This is a genomic window from Polaromonas sp. P5_D5, assembly GCF_054049435.1.
Genome location: NZ_JBFUMJ010000003.1, coordinates 21,311 through 39,300 on the forward strand (window position 1 = coordinate 21,311; position 17,990 = coordinate 39,300).

General features: G+C 58.8%; 12 protein-coding genes and 1 tRNA gene. 6 read left to right on the forward strand and 7 right to left on the reverse strand.

Annotation, left to right across the window (positions count from 1 at the left end; genetic code table 11):
- Positions 1-616: 616 nt before the first annotated feature.
- From ACXJKE_RS12930 to ACXJKE_RS12940, 3 genes are read left to right on the forward strand one after another with little or no spacing between them, the layout of a single operon-like run.
- The gene (locus tag ACXJKE_RS12930) at positions 617-1,552 is read left to right on the forward strand and encodes a PD-(D/E)XK nuclease family protein (RefSeq protein ID WP_457281011.1); all 936 of its coding nucleotides are present in this window, start codon (positions 617-619) and stop codon (positions 1,550-1,552) included.
- Complete coding sequence (locus ACXJKE_RS12935) at positions 1,553-4,927, forward strand: UvrD-helicase domain-containing protein (RefSeq protein ID WP_457281012.1); 3,375 nt, start codon at positions 1,553-1,555, stop codon at positions 4,925-4,927. It abuts the gene before it with no gap.
- A gap of 30 nt (positions 4,928-4,957) precedes the next feature.
- On the forward strand, positions 4,958-5,953 hold the full coding sequence (locus ACXJKE_RS12940; protein WP_457281013.1) for a 5'-nucleotidase: 996 nt from the start codon (positions 4,958-4,960) through the stop codon (positions 5,951-5,953).
- Positions 5,954-7,270: 1,317 nt separating this feature from the next.
- Here ACXJKE_RS12940 and ACXJKE_RS12945 read toward each other — a convergent pair.
- From ACXJKE_RS12945 to hutC, 7 genes are all read right to left on the reverse strand, one after another.
- Positions 7,271-7,347: transfer RNA gene (locus tag ACXJKE_RS12945), tRNA-Ile, on the reverse strand.
- On the reverse strand, positions 7,325-8,509 hold the full coding sequence (locus ACXJKE_RS12950) for a tyrosine-type recombinase/integrase (protein ID WP_457281014.1): 1,185 nt from the start codon (positions 8,507-8,509) through the stop codon (positions 7,325-7,327). The genes ACXJKE_RS12945 and ACXJKE_RS12950 overlap by 23 nt, the downstream gene beginning before the upstream one ends.
- Positions 8,510-8,695: 186 nt before the next feature.
- Positions 8,696-10,099, reverse strand: coding sequence for a formimidoylglutamate deiminase (locus ACXJKE_RS12955; protein ID WP_457281015.1), 1,404 nt, complete (start codon positions 10,097-10,099; stop codon positions 8,696-8,698).
- Complete coding sequence (gene hutG / locus ACXJKE_RS12960) at positions 10,089-10,907, reverse strand: N-formylglutamate deformylase (RefSeq protein ID WP_457281016.1); 819 nt, start codon at positions 10,905-10,907, stop codon at positions 10,089-10,091. The genes ACXJKE_RS12955 and hutG overlap by 11 nt, the downstream gene beginning before the upstream one ends.
- Positions 10,904-12,118, reverse strand: a complete 1,215-nt coding sequence (gene hutI, locus ACXJKE_RS12965; protein WP_457281017.1) for an imidazolonepropionase — start codon at positions 12,116-12,118, stop codon at positions 10,904-10,906. The genes hutG and hutI overlap by 4 nt, the downstream gene beginning before the upstream one ends.
- Positions 12,115-12,693, reverse strand: coding sequence for a HutD/Ves family protein (locus ACXJKE_RS12970; RefSeq protein ID WP_457281018.1), 579 nt, complete (start codon positions 12,691-12,693; stop codon positions 12,115-12,117). Before ACXJKE_RS12970 ends, hutI begins: the two co-directional genes overlap by 4 nt.
- Complete coding sequence (gene hutC / locus ACXJKE_RS12975) at positions 12,690-13,400, reverse strand: histidine utilization repressor (RefSeq protein ID WP_457281019.1); 711 nt, start codon at positions 13,398-13,400, stop codon at positions 12,690-12,692. Before hutC ends, ACXJKE_RS12970 begins: the two co-directional genes overlap by 4 nt.
- 234 nt (positions 13,401-13,634) lie before the next feature.
- Here hutC and hutU point away from each other — a divergent pair, with 234 nt between their 5' ends.
- The 3 genes from hutU (at position 13,635) to ACXJKE_RS12990 (ending at position 17,982) form a co-directional block, all read left to right on the forward strand.
- On the forward strand, positions 13,635-15,341 hold the full coding sequence (hutU, locus tag ACXJKE_RS12980) for a urocanate hydratase (protein ID WP_457281020.1): 1,707 nt from the start codon (positions 13,635-13,637) through the stop codon (positions 15,339-15,341).
- A gap of 86 nt (positions 15,342-15,427) precedes the next feature.
- Entirely contained in the window at positions 15,428-16,972 is a 1,545-nt protein-coding gene (hutH, locus tag ACXJKE_RS12985) for a histidine ammonia-lyase (RefSeq protein WP_457281021.1), read from the forward strand.
- 53 nt (positions 16,973-17,025) lie between these two features.
- Positions 17,026-17,982: an ABC transporter substrate-binding protein gene (locus ACXJKE_RS12990; protein ID WP_457281022.1), complete on the forward strand. Its 957-nt coding sequence runs from the start codon at positions 17,026-17,028 to the stop codon at positions 17,980-17,982.
- Positions 17,983-17,990 lie beyond the last annotated feature (8 nt).

Genomic DNA, 17,990 nt, shown 5'->3' on the forward strand with positions numbered 1-17,990 from the left:
AGATGCCGCCGCCGTGGTTGGTGAAGCGCTGCTGCGAGGCCGCCCGTTGGTGATATGGCGTAAGGCCCTTATCGCCGGCCCGGCCGCCTCACTCGATTTGACGTTGGAGTCAATGCGAGAAGACGATGGCTTGGAGGCTTGCGCTAGCGTTGCGTTTATGCCGGCAAGCTACTTGGCCGCATCGCCTCGGCGGCACGTGAGACTGCTGGGATTGAACAGCTCCCGGTGGCCCCGGCGCCTCTCGGAGGATCGGCTCCTATCGGACCACATTGTTCCAAGAGCTCTGCTCGATCCCCTTCCTGCTGCGGAGGCCGATCGCAGGGATTTTCAGACCATCCTGGCGACTACCGAGTGCAATGTCGTACTATCATTTTCTCGGCGTGACAGCGATGGACGACTTCTTGGTCGAAGTGGTCTGCTGCAGGGAATGCCCGAGCCCATTTACCTTCGCCGCCATCGAGTCGCAGAGCACGCATACAGCGAGACTGACCGTCTAGCTGCGCGAGGGGCAGAGTATCGTGAGCAGCCTCAGGCAGTTTTAGCAATCCAATGCTGGCGCAACTGGCTGAGTACAGAGCTGACGGCGAACGACGGACTTTTGCGCCAAGACCACCCTATGGCTCTTACGGTTCTGCAGCGTTTGCAGTCGGCAAGTTCTTTATCGTTACTACTGCGCAATCCACTGGGTTTCGTATGGAAGTACGGCCTACGACTTAAGACTCCGCAGAGTGCCGCGGAACCGCTTGTGCTGGATGCACTGGACTTCGGCAATCTCGTTCACGAAGTATTGGATGTCGCGCTTCAAAGGCTGATGGCAAATGCGCAAAGGGGAGGCGCAGCCGATATGCCAGCTGCGGTTCGAGCGGCAGTCCACCAGGTATCGACCTCATGGGAAGCCCTGCGGTCTATTCCACCGAGACTGCTATGGCGGCACACTCTCCTGGAGGTGGAGCAACTCGCGCTATATGCCATGGGTGCGACACAAACGAACGTTGAGGCCTGGCGCTCCTTCAGTGAGATTCCTTTCGGAGGTGCTGTCTTAAGGACTGATGCCCCACTCCCTTGGGACGCAGCCGCTGCCGTAGAAATTCCGACTACTGGCTTCCAAATTAGTGGGTATATCGATCGGCTCGACATCGATGCCGACACGCAATTAGCACGCGTTTACGATTACAAGACAGGAAAAGTGCCGAAAGACGCCATTGTGTTTAACAAGGGGCAAGAGCTACAACGCTGTCTTTACGCCTTTGCTGTTCGGGAGCTCTTGGGCGCAAATGTTCAAATTTCCGCTGCACTACTATACCTACGAGCGCAACAACAACTGTCCTTGGATGACACTCCATCGGCTCTGGCACAGTTGCAGACCTTTCTGGTAACTGCTCGTGCCAACCTTGTATCCGGCGGTGCCGTACCAGGGGTGGCTGCGGGCGGTGACTACGACGACCTGGCATTCGCTCTGCCCTCAAATGCTGGTAGCAGCTATTGCGTTCGCAAGATGCCTGCAGTATTGCAGCGGCTTGGCGCGGCAACTGAAGTATGGGAGGCAAATTAAGTGGCCACACAAGCTCTTATAGACGTCGAGGCACGCCGCGCCGCACTTATGGCTCATGACCGTACGCTACTTGTAGAGGCTGGTGCCGGGTCAGGAAAGACGGCGGTACTTGCCGGCCGCATTGCGATGATGATCGTACAGGGAATCGCACCAAAAAGTATCGCAGCAGTGACATTCACCGAGCTTGCTGCCAGCGAGCTATTGTTTCGTGTACGAGAGTTCGTTGCACGCCTTCGTCAAGGGAACATTCCGCAAGAGCTGCGCCTGGTGATACCAGACCAGTTGTCTGAGATACAACTGGAGCACCTTGCCGCGGCCGATGCCTTTATTGATGACATTACCTGCTCCACGATCCACGGCTTCTGCCAGCGTCTCATTGCACCCTATCCTGTCGAGGCAAATATTGACCCTGGTGCTTCCGTCATGGACCCGGACCAAGCCAAACTGGTCTTCATTGAAATCGTACAGGAATGGCTGCGAGAGCAGCTCAATGGGGATGCTAATGGCCTGCTGGCCGAACTGGTAATGGCCAACCCAGGCCAAGCTGTCGCACTTGTGAATGTCATAGTCAAGCACCAACGTGAGAACGAAGGGTTGCAAGCTCCTGCGGCACCGTCACTAGCAGGTCTGCTGTCCGCCTTCCAGGCAGCAGCAGCCGCCTACTCCAGCTTCATTACTACTGCTGCTTTTGTAGAGGAGAATACCGCCGGCTTCGCTACGATGTTCGCGACCATGGCTGCCGACGTAGAGCAGCTTGACAGTCAGTCGGCAGCTGGTCTGGTGGCCATCGTAATTTCGACTGCCGATTCCAGACTATGTACAGCGAATGGAAGTTTCAAGGTTTACAAGTTCAAGGGAAAATGGGTGGACGCAGCGAAGGCAGTGGGTCGCTCCAAGGTCGATGGCGAAGCACTCAATACGCAGGCAGAAGCACTGCACCAAAATTGCGGCCGAACTTGGAGTGACCTATTGGCGGGAGCTGCCTGTCAAGCGCTTCACGACCTTATGCCTCTACTACAACCGGCGGTGGAGCGAATGCAACAGTACAAGCGTTCCGCTGCATTGCTAGATTTTGACGACCTTCTGCGCTCGGCACGTAATCTCCTGCGCGCGCATCCTATGGTGCGTGCGGCACTTGCCGACAGGTACCGACACGTACTCGTAGACGAGTTCCAAGATACAGACCCCGTCCAAACGGAGATTTTTTGGCGACTTTGCGGTTCTCCTCCTACTGGCGTTGCCGATGGGGATTGGCAGCGCTATTGCATTCGTCGGGGTGCCCTGTTCTTAGTTGGCGATCCCAAGCAGGCCATTTACAGATTCAGAGGTGCTGACGTCAATGCCTACGTGTGGGCAAGAGACGCCTTCCAGCAGCAAGATGCGGCGAGCGTCGTCTCCATCTCCGTGAACTTCCGCTCCTGCGCTCCCATTCTGCAGTACGTCAACGAGAAATTTTCCGGACCGCTTACAGCAGCGGGGCAGCCTGGTTTTACAGCTTTGGATTCGTTTCACCCTGCGCGCGAAAACGGTCTTTCCGTCGCCGCATTGGACGTGACTGTTGCCAACGAGCAGGGAAGAGCTTCCGCAACTGAACAAAGGGATGCCGAAGCCGAGGCAGTAGCAAATCTATGCGAATTTCTAATTGGCCGCGAACAAATCGTCGACCCTGACACTCGCGAAGGCCGAACTTGCAGGGCTGGCGATATTGCGCTGCTGGCTCCCACGGGGGCAGATCTCTGGCGGTATGAGCAGGCCCTTGAAGACCGTGGCATCGCCGTAGCAACTCAGGCCGGAAAAGGCCTATTTCGTCGCCAAGAAATTCAGGATTTGCTCGCAATTACCCGCGTGCTTACTGACAGCCGTGACACCCTTGCCTTAGGCGCACTTCTGCGCGGTCCTCTGGTAGGCATTCCCGATGAAGAACTCCTAGATATCATCTGGAGCTTACGCGACGCCGATGATCAACTACCGGCGCTCAGCCTTCGTCTAGATGTCGAGCGCGTGGAGCCGCCGCTTGTTCAAGAAGTCCTCCGCACGCTTCAAGCGCTGAGGCAAATGGCCCGCGGCACGACCCCCCACAACCTGCTGTCCCAGGCTGTGGACGCTCTCCGAGTCCGCCCCGCTCTAATTCAACGCTGTGGCCGACAGGCAGAGCGTTCCTTAGCCAACGTTGATCTGTTCCTGGATTTCAGCCGTGCATACGACGTGCGCGGCCTGGCGGCATTCTCCGAGGCCATGACTGCGGCTTGGGAAGATGAGAGTCGCGCGGTTGAGGGCCGCCCAGATGCTCAAGAAGAGTCGGTAGCGCTCTACTCCATGCATGCGGCCAAGGGGTTGGAATGGCCAGTGGTCATCCCCATCAATGCGACAACATTGGTGAAAGCGCCAGACAAGGACGTGGTCGTTAGAGGCACTAATACTCTTTACTGCCCAGTGCTAGGCGTCGCTCCCACGGGCCATGACACGGTTGTAGCCGCAGAAAAGGACGAGCTGGAGAGGGAGCGAGTGCGGCTTTGGTACGTGGCATCCACTCGCGCCCGGGAGCTGATGATTGTTCCTCGTTCGGACGTGGTAGCTGGCAGCACCTCCTGGGCTGCGTTGGTGGACTTGGGGCTACCGAACCTACCTAACTACGATCTTCCGCAAGAAATTCCACCTCTCGCCCCAACAGCCGAAGGGACGCAGAACCTGCAGACGCGCGATGTGTTTAGTCAAGAAGCTGCAGCCATTTCAGCCCTGAAGAGACAAATTGCGTGGATTTCACCCAGCAGGAACGAAGATCCGGCTACACCATTGATCCAGGTCGAAGCACCCGTCGTGGTTGTTGCCTCGCTAACTGGAAAAATCAATGACAGCGGTCTGACTACATATCCAGTTCAGGGTGGGCGCGAACGCGGACTGGTTTTGCATAAACTGTTGGAGGAGGTTTTGACGGGTGAAACTTTGGATGATGTCCACGCATTGACAACCCGCGTTGAAGCACTTGCCGCAATGCTGGGAGTCGCCACTTTCGACGATCCCAGTAAGGGCCTTTCATCACTTGAACTTGCATCGACGACAAGGCGGGCGCTAGCGCTGGAAGCAGTTGCGGCGGTACGTGACCGCCTGGTGCCAGAATTCGGTGTTTTTTCCGCGAAGACTGTTGAAGGCAAAGAGCATGTCACCACAGGCGTTGCCGACGCCATAGCATTTAGTGCGGACGGCTCGGCAGAAGTGGTGATCGATTGGAAAAGCGATGTCGCACCCGGACCAGAAGCTATTGCTCATTACGAGAGGCAAGTCCGAGCGTACATGGAGATTACAGGTACCCCCACTGGACTCATCGTTTTTGCTACACCCGGAATGGTGCATCAAGTCACCCTTGCCGCTGCCTGATCTCGCCACCGGCCTTTTTGCATAAAGCTCATGGCTTATCCGATCGAGAAAAAACTTGTTGTCGCTGTATCGAGTCGAGCGGTGTTCGATATGGATGAGGCTAACTCAGTCTTCGACACGCATGGTATCGAGGCGTATCGTAGATATCAGCTAGAAAGACTTGATGCTCCATTCAGCCGTGGCGTCGCATTTCCGTTTGTCCGTCGTTTGCTGCGACTCAACGAACTTTATCCCGAGCAACAACCTGTAGAAGTAGTTGTCCTGTCTCGCAACAGTCCTGACACCGGGCGAAGATTTTTCCGCTCCTGCCAACACTACGGCCTCTCGATAAGCCGCGGAGCATTTCTTTCAGGTCAATCGCCACACCTCTACATAGGGGCATTCAATGCATCTCTTTTCTTAAGTGCGAATCGCGGAGACGTGGTAGACGCCATCCTACGTGGGTTTCCCGCCGGTCTTGTAATGCCAACAAAATCAGAAGATGATGAAACTGACCATGAACTCAGGGTTGCATTCGACTTCGACGGTGTTCTCGCGAACGACGAAGCCGAGCGGGTTTATGCGAAAGCGAATAAGTTAGAAGATTTTCATGATCATGAGGTGACGCATGCCACGACACCGCATGACCCAGGTCCTCTAAAGGATCTTTTTACGAAGATTGGCTTTTTTCAAAAACTCGAAGCGAAGCGGTCGCTCGAAGAGCCTTCGTACATGCCGGCGCTTCGAGTTGCCATAGTGACCGCTCGAAACGCTCCGGCGAATGAGCGCATGGTCACTACTTTACGCGAGTGGGGATTTGATGCCGCAGAGTTGTTTTTGATGGGAGGAATTGAGAAGAAGCGAGTCTTAGATGTGTTGCGGCCTCACATTTTCTTTGATGACCAAATATCTCATCTTGAGGGAACCGCTTCGACGACACCATCGGTGCTCATTCCGTTTGGAGTTAGAAATGAGGCGCTACCTAAGGCCGTAATTCCCACCGCCAGTGATCTCGATGTTGGCAATTCACGGAGTGCTGTCGCCTAGATTTCCAGGATAGATGGAACGCCTGGACGAAATGGAAAACTTACAAAGGGCAGCACAAGCAGCGAGGTATAACTATCGCAATGACATGCTTTGTCGTGCCTACCAGACAGGAGTGGAACAGCTCACCAATTCAGACACCATCCATGGAGTTGTAGCGATGGTGATGGGCGCCCCTGAGCGCAGGTTCCTCTACGGAGCACGTCGTAAAAGACATCTGCGTAGGTGTGCGTCCAATTGCGCCCTCCTAATCACCCTGACTTCAGTGAAGCTATCAATTCGAGAATCTGATCTTCCCGCAACAGTCTGAGATTTCTGGAGTCCTCTTTTTTTGCCATGATGCTTCCTAACGTATGTAAACCTTAGAGAGGCCACATGGTGCGTTAGCGATCATCAAATGAAAAGCTTAAGAGATATTTCACCGGACCGTCAAAAGTGTTTGATACTTTTGGCGCGTCTCTGCTGGGGTCAACTATGCGGCCTAGCGGCCGAATTCCTTGCTGGGTCGCCCGAAGTGAGCAGTAGAAGGCCGGCAATATGACGCCATAGTTTTACTTTTGCTGGGTTTGTGACCAAGGCGATTAAAGTGCGACTCCAGGTCTGGCTCCGTCGACTTGCTACCGGGGACAACGGTTCCGCCTTGGTCAACAGGCTTCCAAAGTTCGCACGTTTCCACCAAGTGACGCACTGTCAGCGGCAAAATTTCTAAGCCAACGAGTGCCCTCTTCGGGCTCGACGTCTGAGGCGGATAAACTGAGAATCGGCTGTTGATCGCATAAGACAAGAACTGTTTCGGCTGCACATAACTTTGCAGAGAATCGCTTTTATCCTTTATGCAGTTCAGCTTCCCAGTATCAATATCTGTCAGTACGACTGATACATAGCTAAGAAAAGTTTCGAGCCGTGAGAAGTAAGGTAGTTTTTATCTCAGTTGCTTTAATTCGCTCAATCGACCCTTTTTCTTCAAAGCCAAGACAGCGGGATCCATGAAGCAGTGCAGCGCCAGCGCATCTCCAACGCGAACGTATTCCTCTTAGGCATATTGTCTAAACGTGAGGTCGCCGGCCGTCACACGCTCAACGAACTCCGCAAGTTCGTCCTGAGTCCACTCACTCAGCCGTTTGGGACGATCCCCAATCAGTTCGATCCCACTTGATGGACGACTACGGTGGAACTTATCCCACGCAGCCGTCATCATTTGCATCGTCATCTTCTTCATCGCCATACCCTTCCACGGTAAAAACGGCAAAGAAGTGGCAACTGAATACCAGTCTGGCTGTCGTACGCAAGTAGTCACTTCCGCCGAAAGGCTTAAAGGAATGGTAGGGCGTGAGTGACTTGAACACTCGACCAAAGGATTATGAGTCCTGCGTCTCAGCGCACCGCACTCAGGCCCGCGGTATCCAAACGGTCTGCCCACCATTTCATCAACTTGACACGCTCCGGCAGATAAGTGGCGCGGTGATATGCAGCACGTACAACATTTAATTCTTTGTGCGCAAGCTGCCGCTCAATAGCGTCTGCATTCCAGCCTGCTTCGTTCGCCATCGTAGAAAACAATGCGCGGAAGCCATGGGCTGTTGCAATATTTTTATATCCCATGCGGGCCAGCGCCGAGTTAAAAGTGTTCTCACTAAGGGGTTTACTAGGGTAGACAGGGCTGGGGAAAATCAATTCACCACTACCGCTTAACGACTTCATGTCGTCAAGAACCGCGACAGCTTGTATGGAAAGAGGGACCTTATGTTCTACGCCCATCTTCATGCGCTCAGCCGGGATAGTCCAAAGCGCCAGCTCGAAGTCCACTTCTGCCCAGCGCGCACCCCGCACTTCACCGGGCCGCACAGCGGTAAGCATCAACAGCTTTAGTGCGTGGACTGTATGAGGGTCGCCATCATACTGATTGAGTTGCTTTAAAAATCTCGGTAATTCCTTCTCAGGCAATGCGGCGCGGTGGACAGCCTCGCGTGGTCTTAATATCTCCGCCACGACTAGATCAACCATCGGATTTGACTCCAAGCGACCGTGGGTCAGCGCCCATCTGAAGACAGATTTCACACGTTGCAGTACGCGACTAGCTTGATCCCCCGCGCCCCGAACTTCGATAACCTGAACAGCCCCCCTGATTTCCCCTGGTCTGATGCTCGCGATTGGCCGCGCTCCCAGGGACGGAAATATGTTGAGTTCAAATGAAGAGGCAATTCTCTGGGTTGTCACCTCAGCCCAACGAGCTGACTGATGCTTCATCCAATCTCTGGCACATGCCTCGAGGGTGTTCACTGCTTCGCTGACTGCTTGTATCTTTGCCAGCTTCTTTGCGGCCCCTGGATCGACACCGGAATGCAGTTGCCGCCGCGCCTCCAGCGAAAGCTCCCTAGCCTGCCGCAAAGAGACAACTGGATAAACACCAAAAGCAAGACGCTTTTCCTTACCTGAAAACCTGTATTTGAGGCGCCAGTACTTACCTCCGCTTGCCGTCACTTCGAGATAAAGCCCCGCGCCATCGAAGTAACGTCCTGGCTTTGCTAAAGTCCTTACCTTTGAATCCGTCAATTTCATCTGAAATTCCCTGTTTTTGGCTTGGGGGCACCTTTGGGGGCACATTTCCCATATTACTCAGTTTTCAGAGGGAAATCGATTCCTGTTGGTACCACATGCTCCTGTTTTAATAGCTGCTTGCGCCCGTCACTATTGGCCCGGAACGCTATTTCGCACATAACGGTGCACTTGGCGACCTTTGGCCTTTCAACGCCATAGTTCGCGCATGGTCTGGCTGAAGTTTTCTGCGAGCTGCCGCCTTTTCTCTGCACCTGGCCCGCTGGCCAGTACACGCTCCCCGGCTACAAATACCTCGCCAACCACTCCGCCTGGGCTCGAAAACACCAGCGCATCCAGCAGATGGTGAACCGGCACACCCAGCAACGCGGGCGAACCGGGATCCAGCGTCATGAAGTCCGCCCGATGCCCGGGCGCGAAACCACCCTGCATCAGGCCAGTTGCGGGGAAACCGCCCGCCAGTGCGGCTTCGAACAAGCCGGCCGCGCTGCTCTCGTGGCCCAGGATGCGGGCGGCAATGTTGCGCTGGCGCAGCGTGAGGCGTTGCGAATATTCGAGCAGGCGCAGCTCTTCGGGCCAGCTGCGGGTGACGTGGCTGTCGGAGCCTATGGACCACTTGCCGCCTGCCGCTGCGTAGGCCGGCAAATCAAACACGCCGTCGCCCAGATTTGCTTCAGTCGCCGGGCAGATCACGATGGATGCGCCCTTGCCTTGCACGCCTTGCAGCTCGGCCGGCGTGGCATGGGTGGCGTGCACCAGGTTCCAGCAGGCATCGACATCGGCGTTGTTGAGTAGCCATTCAATCGGGCGCTGGCCGGTGTGCTCCATGCAGTCTTCAACTTCCTGCGTCTGCTCGGCGATATGGATGTGCACCGGAAGACCCGCTGCTTTGGCCGCGCCTGTGAGCTCGTGCAGCGCGGCCGGGCTGGCGGCACGCAATGAGTGAACAGCCACACCCGCATTGATGCGCGCATCGCCCTTTGTCTGGCGCTGGATGTCTTCGACCATGCGCATCACGCTCTCGGGCGTGGATGAAAACCGGCGCTGGTCTTCACGCAGGCCGCTAGCCTTGAAGCCCGAACGCATGTAGAGCGTGGGCAGCAAAGTGAGGCCAATACCCGTGCGTTGCGCGGCGCGCACCAGCGCCAGCGACATCTCAATTGGGTTGGCATAGGGCGTTCCGCTGACGTCGTTATGCAGGTAATGGAAGTCACAGACCTGGGTATAGCCGCCGGCCAGCAGCTCGGCATAGAGCTGGCTTGCAATCGCTTCGAGCTGTTCGGGCGTGATGCGGTTGGCTGCGGTATACATGCGGTCGCGCCAGCTCCAGAAATCGTCGGATGCATGGGCGCCCGCGCTGCGGCGCTCCGTCAGGCCCGCCATCGCGCGCTGAAAGGCATGGCTGTGCGCGTTGACCAGACCAGGCAGGACCGGGCCAGACAGACGCGTGGCGCCTTCCTGCTGCTGCGCCGTAGCCCCGGGCTCCACGCTTTGCCAGGTGCCGTTGCCGGCGACCGTCAGTAAAACGTCTTTGGACCACGCACCTTTCACCCAGGCTGCTTCGGCGAAAAAACGCCTTGCTTCACTTTTCATAGCCGCTCACGCATGCCAGCAGCGCGCTGGAGACCATTTTCTCTAACAAGGGCTGAACTTTTGATGCCAGAATTTCGTCGTACGCGTAGGGAGGCACTTCCTGCATATAGAGGCTCTGGCACATCTCAAGCTGCACGGCATGCACATCGCTGGCCGGCTGGCCATAGTGGCGCGTGATGTAGCCACCCTTGAAGCGGCCGTTAACGGCGGTGGTGATGCGGGGCGCCGTGGCGCAGGCTTTCACCACCGCATCGGTGATGGCTGCGTTCGCACTCGCGCCGCTCGCCGTGCCGATGTTGAGGTCAGGCAGCTTGCCTTCAAACAGCCAGGGAATTTGCGAACGGATGCTGTGCGCATCCCACAACAAGGCAAAGCCGTGCTGGGCTTTCAGCCGCGCCAGCTCACCGGCCAGCGCCGAATGGTAGGGCTGCCAGAAGGCCTCGCGACGGCGCGCGCGTTCAGCGGGCGCTGGCTCATAGCCAGGTTTGTAGAGCGACGCACCGTTGAAAAACCGCGTGGGGCACAGCTCGGTGTTGGATGCACCGGGGTACATGGGCGCATCGTCGGGCGGGCGGTTCAGATCAATCACATAACGCGAATAACGCGGCCGCAACACGCTGGCGCCCAGCGCCGGCAGAAAGTTGTAAAGCAGATGCAGATGCCAGTCGGTGTCCTCGACCCGGAGGGCTTCATCGGTGTAGGCGCCCTTGAGTTCGGCCGGTATCTCGGTGCCGATGTGCGGCATGCTGACCAGCAGGGGAACCATACCCTGGTGCAATGTAAAAACTTCGCTCGAGCGTTCGTTCATAAGACCTGTCCCTTGAAAACTGTTTGAAGGCGCGGGTTCGCACCAAAGGCGTAGCTCAGCTCCGCCGGCCGCTCAACGCCCCACAGTACAAAATCAGCCCGCATGCCGGCGGCCAGCACGCCGCGGTCACGCAGGCCCAGTGCAGTAGCCGCATGGCGTGTGACGCCGGCCAATGCTTCTTCAGGCGTCAGGCGGAACAGCGTGCACGCCATGTTGAGCATCAGCAGCAAAGAGGTGCAAGGCGAGCTGCCCGGGTTGCAGTCGGTAGAGATCGCCATCGGTATGCCGTGCTCACGCAGCAAAGGCACGGGCGGCAGCTTGGTTTCACGTAGAAAGTAAAACGCGCCGGGCAGCAGCACTGCCACCGAACCAGCCGCTGCCATCGCCTGCGCGCCCTCGGCCGACAACCATTCCAGGTGATCGCAGCTGAGCGCGCCATAGTGCGCCGCCAGCTGCGCGCCACCACTGTCGCTGAGCTGCTCGGCATGCAGCTTGACAGGAACGCCCAGGGCCTTGGCCGCGGCAAAGACCCGCTCGGTCTGCGCGGGGCTGAAAGCAATGCGCTCGCAAAACGCGTCGACCGCATCAACCAGTCCTTCGGCATGCAGCACTGGCAGCATTTCCAGTACGGCGTCGACATAGGCGTCTGTGCGGCCGGCAAATTCAGCCGGCACCGCATGTGCACCCAGGAAAGTGGTGCGAACATCCACCGCATGGGTCCGGCCCAGCGCGCGCGCCACTGACAGCGTCTTGCGTTCGTGCTCCAACGCCAGGCCGTAGCCGGACTTGATCTCGAGTGTGGTCACGCCTTCGGCGATCAGGCGCTGCAGCCTGGCTGCGCTCTGCGCTTGCAGCTGCTGCGCAGTGGCAGCCCGGGTCGCTTTCACGGTAGAGGCGATGCCGCCGCCGGCGCGAGCAATCTCTTCATAGGTCGCGCCGTTGAGCCGCAACTCAAATTCATGGGCGCGGTCGCCGCCATAAACGAGGTGGGTGTGGCAATCGATAAGGCCGGGCGTGATCAATGCACCGTCGGCATCGTGCTGCGTGGTGCAGCGAGCCAGAAGATCTGGGGGCACATCGGCACGCGGGCCAACCCACGCAAGGGATTCGCCGTCCACCACCAATGCAGCGTCTTCTATCAAACCATAAGCCTGCGCAGCACCGGCTTGCAGCGTGGCCACGCGGCAGTTTGTCCAGAGTTTCAGGCTCATGCGGGGATCTCCATCCAGAGGGCGTGCTGTGCGGAAATTCGCACCGCCGCACTGCCCGTCACCGTGCGCCAGGCCAGGCTGGCGGGCTCCAGCTGCAAAACTTCTTCATCAAATAGCACGGTAGCGCCCAATTGATGAGCGTAGACAGCTATCATTTTCATAGCACGTAACGTTTCCGAGAAACGCCCGGCCACTCGAACCATGCGGGATAGCTCGCTCCCACGGCGCACCATCAGGTTGAAATCCCGCGTCTTGCCGTCTATCAACTCGCAATTCGTTATAGCAGCCCCATCAAAGAAGAGCGGAGCATCCTCGGCCGTCACACGGTGCGGAACACCCGCCACATCCAGCTGCACGCCCGCGCCTTCGAGCACCGCAAACCATCGCTCGATGCCATCGAACTTCGAAAAAGGCCCGCTCTTGTCCACATCGGCCACCGACATGCGCCAGACCCAGTCACCCGCATTGGGCCACATGGCCAGCTCGCGCGTCACACCGCCGCCATTGCGCCACGGCGTCGCCGCAATGTCGGCCAGCCGCACGACGTTCCAGCCGGAACCATTCGAAGATGTCACGCCTGAAACTTTCCCGCAAAGCTGTAGCGCGATCCCGGGTACACCAGGCGCGCCACACTGGCGATGTTGCTGCCGCTCACGGTCCGCCGCATCATGGCGAGGCACGCCTCTGCCGGCTTGATGTCCAGGTGTTTGGCCTCCAACGCCGAGGGCAGGCAGGCCTCAATGGAATAGCTGGCCTCGGTGAGCGGCGCCTGTTCCAGCAAATGATGGGTGGGTGTGGTCTGGGTGAAGTCGGTCTTTAAATAGTCGGGTGCCGCTGCCGGGTTCACATAGCGGTCTTCATACTGAATCGGCACGCCATTCTCCAGGTGAATCAATATGGTGTGAAACACCCGCCCGCCCGCCCGCAGGCCCAGGGTGCGCGCCAGGTCGGCGCTGGCTTTTTCAGATTCAGCGAGCAGCACGCGCGAGGTATGCACATGCCCGCGTTCGACAACCTCCTCGTGAATGTCACGAATGGTCAGGGTGGAAGAAATGCGGTGCAGCTCCGCCACAAAAGTGCCGGAGCCCTGGATGCGCGTAACCATGCCCTCGCCCATCAACTCGCGCAGCGCCCGGTTGACCGTCATGCGGCTCACGCCGAACTGCTCCATCAGTACAGCTTCGCTGGGCACCGGGTCGCCGGGCTTCCAGGTGCCGGTGCTGATGCGTTTTTTGATGAATGCCTTGACCTGACCGTAGGCAGGCAGTGGTGTGGTGGCCATGGTTCAGCGGAATGCTCGCGTGTGTAAAAAAACATTGTCACCGCAAAAGTCCGACCCTTCATCGGCCAGTCAGGGTTGCCGGGCCGGCTTTTGCGCACAAACCATAGATTACCGCAGTTGACACAAGTTGTATAGACAACTACGATTTATCCCATCGCCGGTTGATTCCTGGTTGATTCCTTTTTCTGGCGCTGTGAAATTCCCCTGTTATCCCGTCTTCTCCGGAGCAATCTCATGTCCGATCTTTCCCAAACCCCTTTTCTGGATAGCAAGGCCCGCCCCGTGCGTGCGCCCCGCGGCAGCACCCTTACCTGCGCCAACTGGCAAATCGAGGCGGCCTACCGCATGATCCAGAACAACCTGGACCCGGAAGTCGCCGAAAACCCCGACGAGCTGGTGGTATACGGCGGCATCGGCAAGGCGGCCCGCAACTGGCCGGCCTTTGACGCCATCCTTGATTCCCTGCGCAAACTCAAAGCCGACGAAACCCTGCTGGTGCAGTCGGGCAAGCCGGTTGGCGTGTTCCGCACCCACACGGGCGCGCCGCGCGTGCTGATCGCCAATTCCAACCTGGTACCCAAGTGGGCGACCTGGGAGCATTTCAACGAACTGGACCGCGCGGGCCTGATGATGTACGGCCAGATGACGGCCGGCAGCTGGATCTACATCGGCACCCAGGGCATCGTGCAAGGCACGTATGAAACCTTTGTGGAAGCGGGCCGCCAGCATTTCAACGGCGACCTGGCCGGCCGTTGGGTGCTGACTGCCGGCCTGGGCGGCATGGGTGGCGCGCAGCCGCTGGCTGCTACCTTTGCCGGCGCCTGCTCGCTCAACATCGAGTGCCAGCAGTCCAGCATCGACTTCCGGCTGCGCACACGTTATGTCGACAAGCAGGCCAAAGACCTTGACGAAGCGCTGGAGATGATCAGGTACCACACCTCACGCAAGGAGGCCGTTTCCATCGCCCTGTGCGGTAATGCGGCCGAAATTGTTCCCGAGCTGGTCAAGCGCGCCAAGGCGGGCGGCATTCGCCCCGACATCGTCACCGACCAGACCTCGGCCCACGACATCATCAATGGTTACTTGCCCGCCGGCTGGACGGTGGCGCAATGGCGCGCCGCGCAAAAAGACCCTGCGCAGCATGCCGCACTGACAAAAGCCGCCGGCGAATCCTGCGTGGCGCACGTCAAAGCCATGCTGGCCTTCCACGAAATGGGCATTCCCACGGTGGACTACGGCAACAACCTGCGCCAGGTTGCCAAGGATTTCGGCGTCGACAACGCCTTTGACTACCCCGGCTTTGTGCCCGCCTACATTCGCCCGCTGTTCTGCCGTGGGGTCGGCCCCTTCCGTTGGGTGGCACTCTCAGGCGACCCGGAGGACATCCAGAAAACCGACGCGAAGATGAAAGAGCTCTTCCCCAACAACAAACACCTGCACCGCTGGCTGGACATGGCCGAAGAGCGCATCGCTTTTCAGGGCCTGCCGGCGCGCATCTGCTGGATAGGACTGGGCGAGCGCCACCTGGCGGGCCTGGCCTTTAACGAGATGGTGAAAAACGGTGAGCTCAAAGGCCCCATCGTGATCGGCCGCGACCACCTGGACAGCGGCTCCGTCGCCTCGCCCAACCGCGAGACCGAGGCCATGAAAGACGGCAGCGATGCCGTGAGCGACTGGCCGTTGCTAAACGCGCTCCTCAACACCGCCAGCGGAGCGACCTGGGTCAGCCTGCACCATGGCGGCGGTGTCGGCATGGGCTATTCGCAGCACTCGGGCGTGGTCATCGTGTGCGACGGCACTGCCGAGGCCTTCGAAAAATTAAGCCGCGTGCTGTTCAATGACCCGGCCACCGGTGTGATGCGTCATGCCGATGCAGGCTATGACATCGCCAAACAATGCGCCAAAGACAACGGGCTGAACCTGCCCATGCTGGGCGACTGAACAGATGCGCGATAGCGGTAGTCATATCCATAGCGCCGCCAGGCACCTATGACACCGCAACCTCCTCCTTTTCCAGATACAACACCATGAAGATCACCATCCAACCCGGCCTGCTGACGCTGGCACAGCTGCGGGATATCCATACCAGCCGCCCGCTGCTTGCCATTGATCCAGCCGCCACGACAGGCATTCGCGCCAGCGCCGCGCTGGTGCAAAAGGCCGCGCAGGGCGGCGACGCTGTCTACGGCGTCAACACCGGCTTCGGCAAGCTGGCCAACCAGCGCATCGCTCAGGCTGATCTTGAAACACTGCAGCTCAACCTGCTGCGCTCACATGCCGTGGGTGTGGGCGAGCCCATGCCCGAACGCGTGGTGCGCCTGGTGCTGCTGCTCAAGGCCGCGAGCCTGGCGCGCGGCTTCTCAGGTGTGCGTGAGGTCGTCATCGACACCCTGATGGCGCTCTACAACAAGGGCCTCACACCCGTGATCCCTTGCCAGGGCTCGGTCGGCGCTTCGGGCGACCTCGCGCCACTGGCTCACCTGTGCCTGCCGCTGATTGGCGAAGGCGAAGTCTTCTATCAGGGCCAGCGCATCGCCGCAGCTGAGGCACTCAAGCAAGCCGCCATCACGCCGGTCAAGCTGTCGGCCAAGGAAGGCCTGGCACTGATCAACGGCACGCAGGTCTCGACCGCGCTGGCGCTGGATGCGCTGCTCGCCACCGACCGACTGTTTGAAGCCGCCGTGATCTCGGGCGCTGTCACACTGGACGCCGCCCGCGGCAGCGACGGACCGTTTGATCCGCGCATTCACGCGGTGCGCGGCCAGCCGGGCCAGATCGACTGCGCCGCCGCCTACCGCGCCATCATGGTGGGCAGCGAGATCCGCCGCTCGCACCTTGAGGGCGACGACCGCGTGCAAGACCCTTACTGCCTGCGCTGCCAGCCGCAGGTGATGGGCGCCTGCCTGGACCAGATGCGTTATGCCACGCAGGTGCTGATGCGCGAAGCCAACGCCGTGACCGACAACCCGCTGGTGTTTGCCGATGACGCAACGCTGCTCTCAGGGGGAAACTTCCACGCAGAACCGGTTGCGCTGGCTTGCGACGCACTGGCCGTTGCCATTGCCGAAATCGGCGCGATTACCGAGCGCCGCATCGCCATGCTGGTCGATACCGTGGCCTCGCGCTTGCCGGCCTTCCTCACACCCGAGCCGGGCCTCAACTCTGGCTTCATGATCGTGCATGTCACAGCCGCCGCGCTGGCCTCTGAAAACAAATCACTGGCCCACCCCGCCAGCGTCGACAGCCTGCCGACCTCGGCCAACCAGGAAGACCATGTGAGCATGGCCACCTTCGCGGCGCGCCGGCTTCAGCCCATGTTGCGCAATACCGAATACATCGTCGCCATCGAACTGTTGGCCGCCGCGCAGGGCATTGAATTCTTGCGCCCGCTCAAGAGCTCCGCTGTGCTGGAAGGCGTGCTGCAACTGGTGCGCCAAGCCTCTCCGGCCATGATGCATGACCGCAGCCTTGCACCCGACATGGAGAAGGTGCACCAATTGGTAGCGGGTGGACGTATTGGCCTGGCCGGAGAAGCCCAAATCACCGAGTTGACCGCCTTGCGGCTGGCATGAAGCCTGCATACATTAGCAATACCTCAGTCGATACCCCCAACAGGAGCAACTTCATGAAGAAACAACTCGCCCTTTCGATGCTGGCCGGCGTCGCAGCTCTCGCCATGGGCAGCGCCCACGCGCAAGAAACCAAAGTCGCCGTCGGTATCTCCGGCTGGACAGGTTTTGCCCCGCTGACCCTGGCCAAAGAAGCCGGCATCTTCAAGAAGAACGGGCTTGATGTGTCGATCAAAAAGATTCCACAAAAAGACCGCCACCTGGCGATTGCTTCAGGTGACGTGCAGTGCGCCGCCACCACAGTCGAGACCTGGGTGGTGTGGAACGCCAACGGTGTGGCCACCACGCAGATCTTCCAGCTCGACAAGAGCTACGGCGCAGACGGCATGGTGGTCAAGCCCGCCATCACCAAAATCACTGACCTCAAAGGCAAAACCGTGGCCGCCAGCGCGCCCGGCACCTCGCCCTATTTCGCCCTGGCGTGGATGCTGAAGAAAAACGGCATGAGCACCAAGGACGTGAAGGTAGTCAACCTTGAGCCGCAGGCCGCGGCAAACGCCATGATTGCCGGCACCGACGGCGTGGATGCCGCGATGACTTACGAGCCCTACCTGGGCGCAGTGCGCGCCAAGCCAGAGGCCGGCAAGATCCTCGCCACCACACTTGACTACCCCATGGTGATGGACACCTTCGGTTGCACGCCCAAGTTCCTGTCTGAAAACCCCAAGGCTGCCAAGGCCCTGGCCGACAGCTACTTTGAGGCCGTCGAGATGATCCAGAAAGAACCGAAAAAGAGCTTCGAAATCATGGGCGCCGACGTGAAGCAGACCGGCGAAGCCTTTGAGGCCTCGTCCAAATACCTGCGCTGGCAAGACCGCGCGGCCAACCAGAAATTCTTTGCCGGCGAACATGCCGCCTTCAGCAAGGAAGCGGCTGACCTGCTGCTGGAAGCCGGCATCATCAAGGCGCTGCCTGATATGAGCAAGCTCGCCGACACGCGTTTTCTCAAGTAAGCACGCGA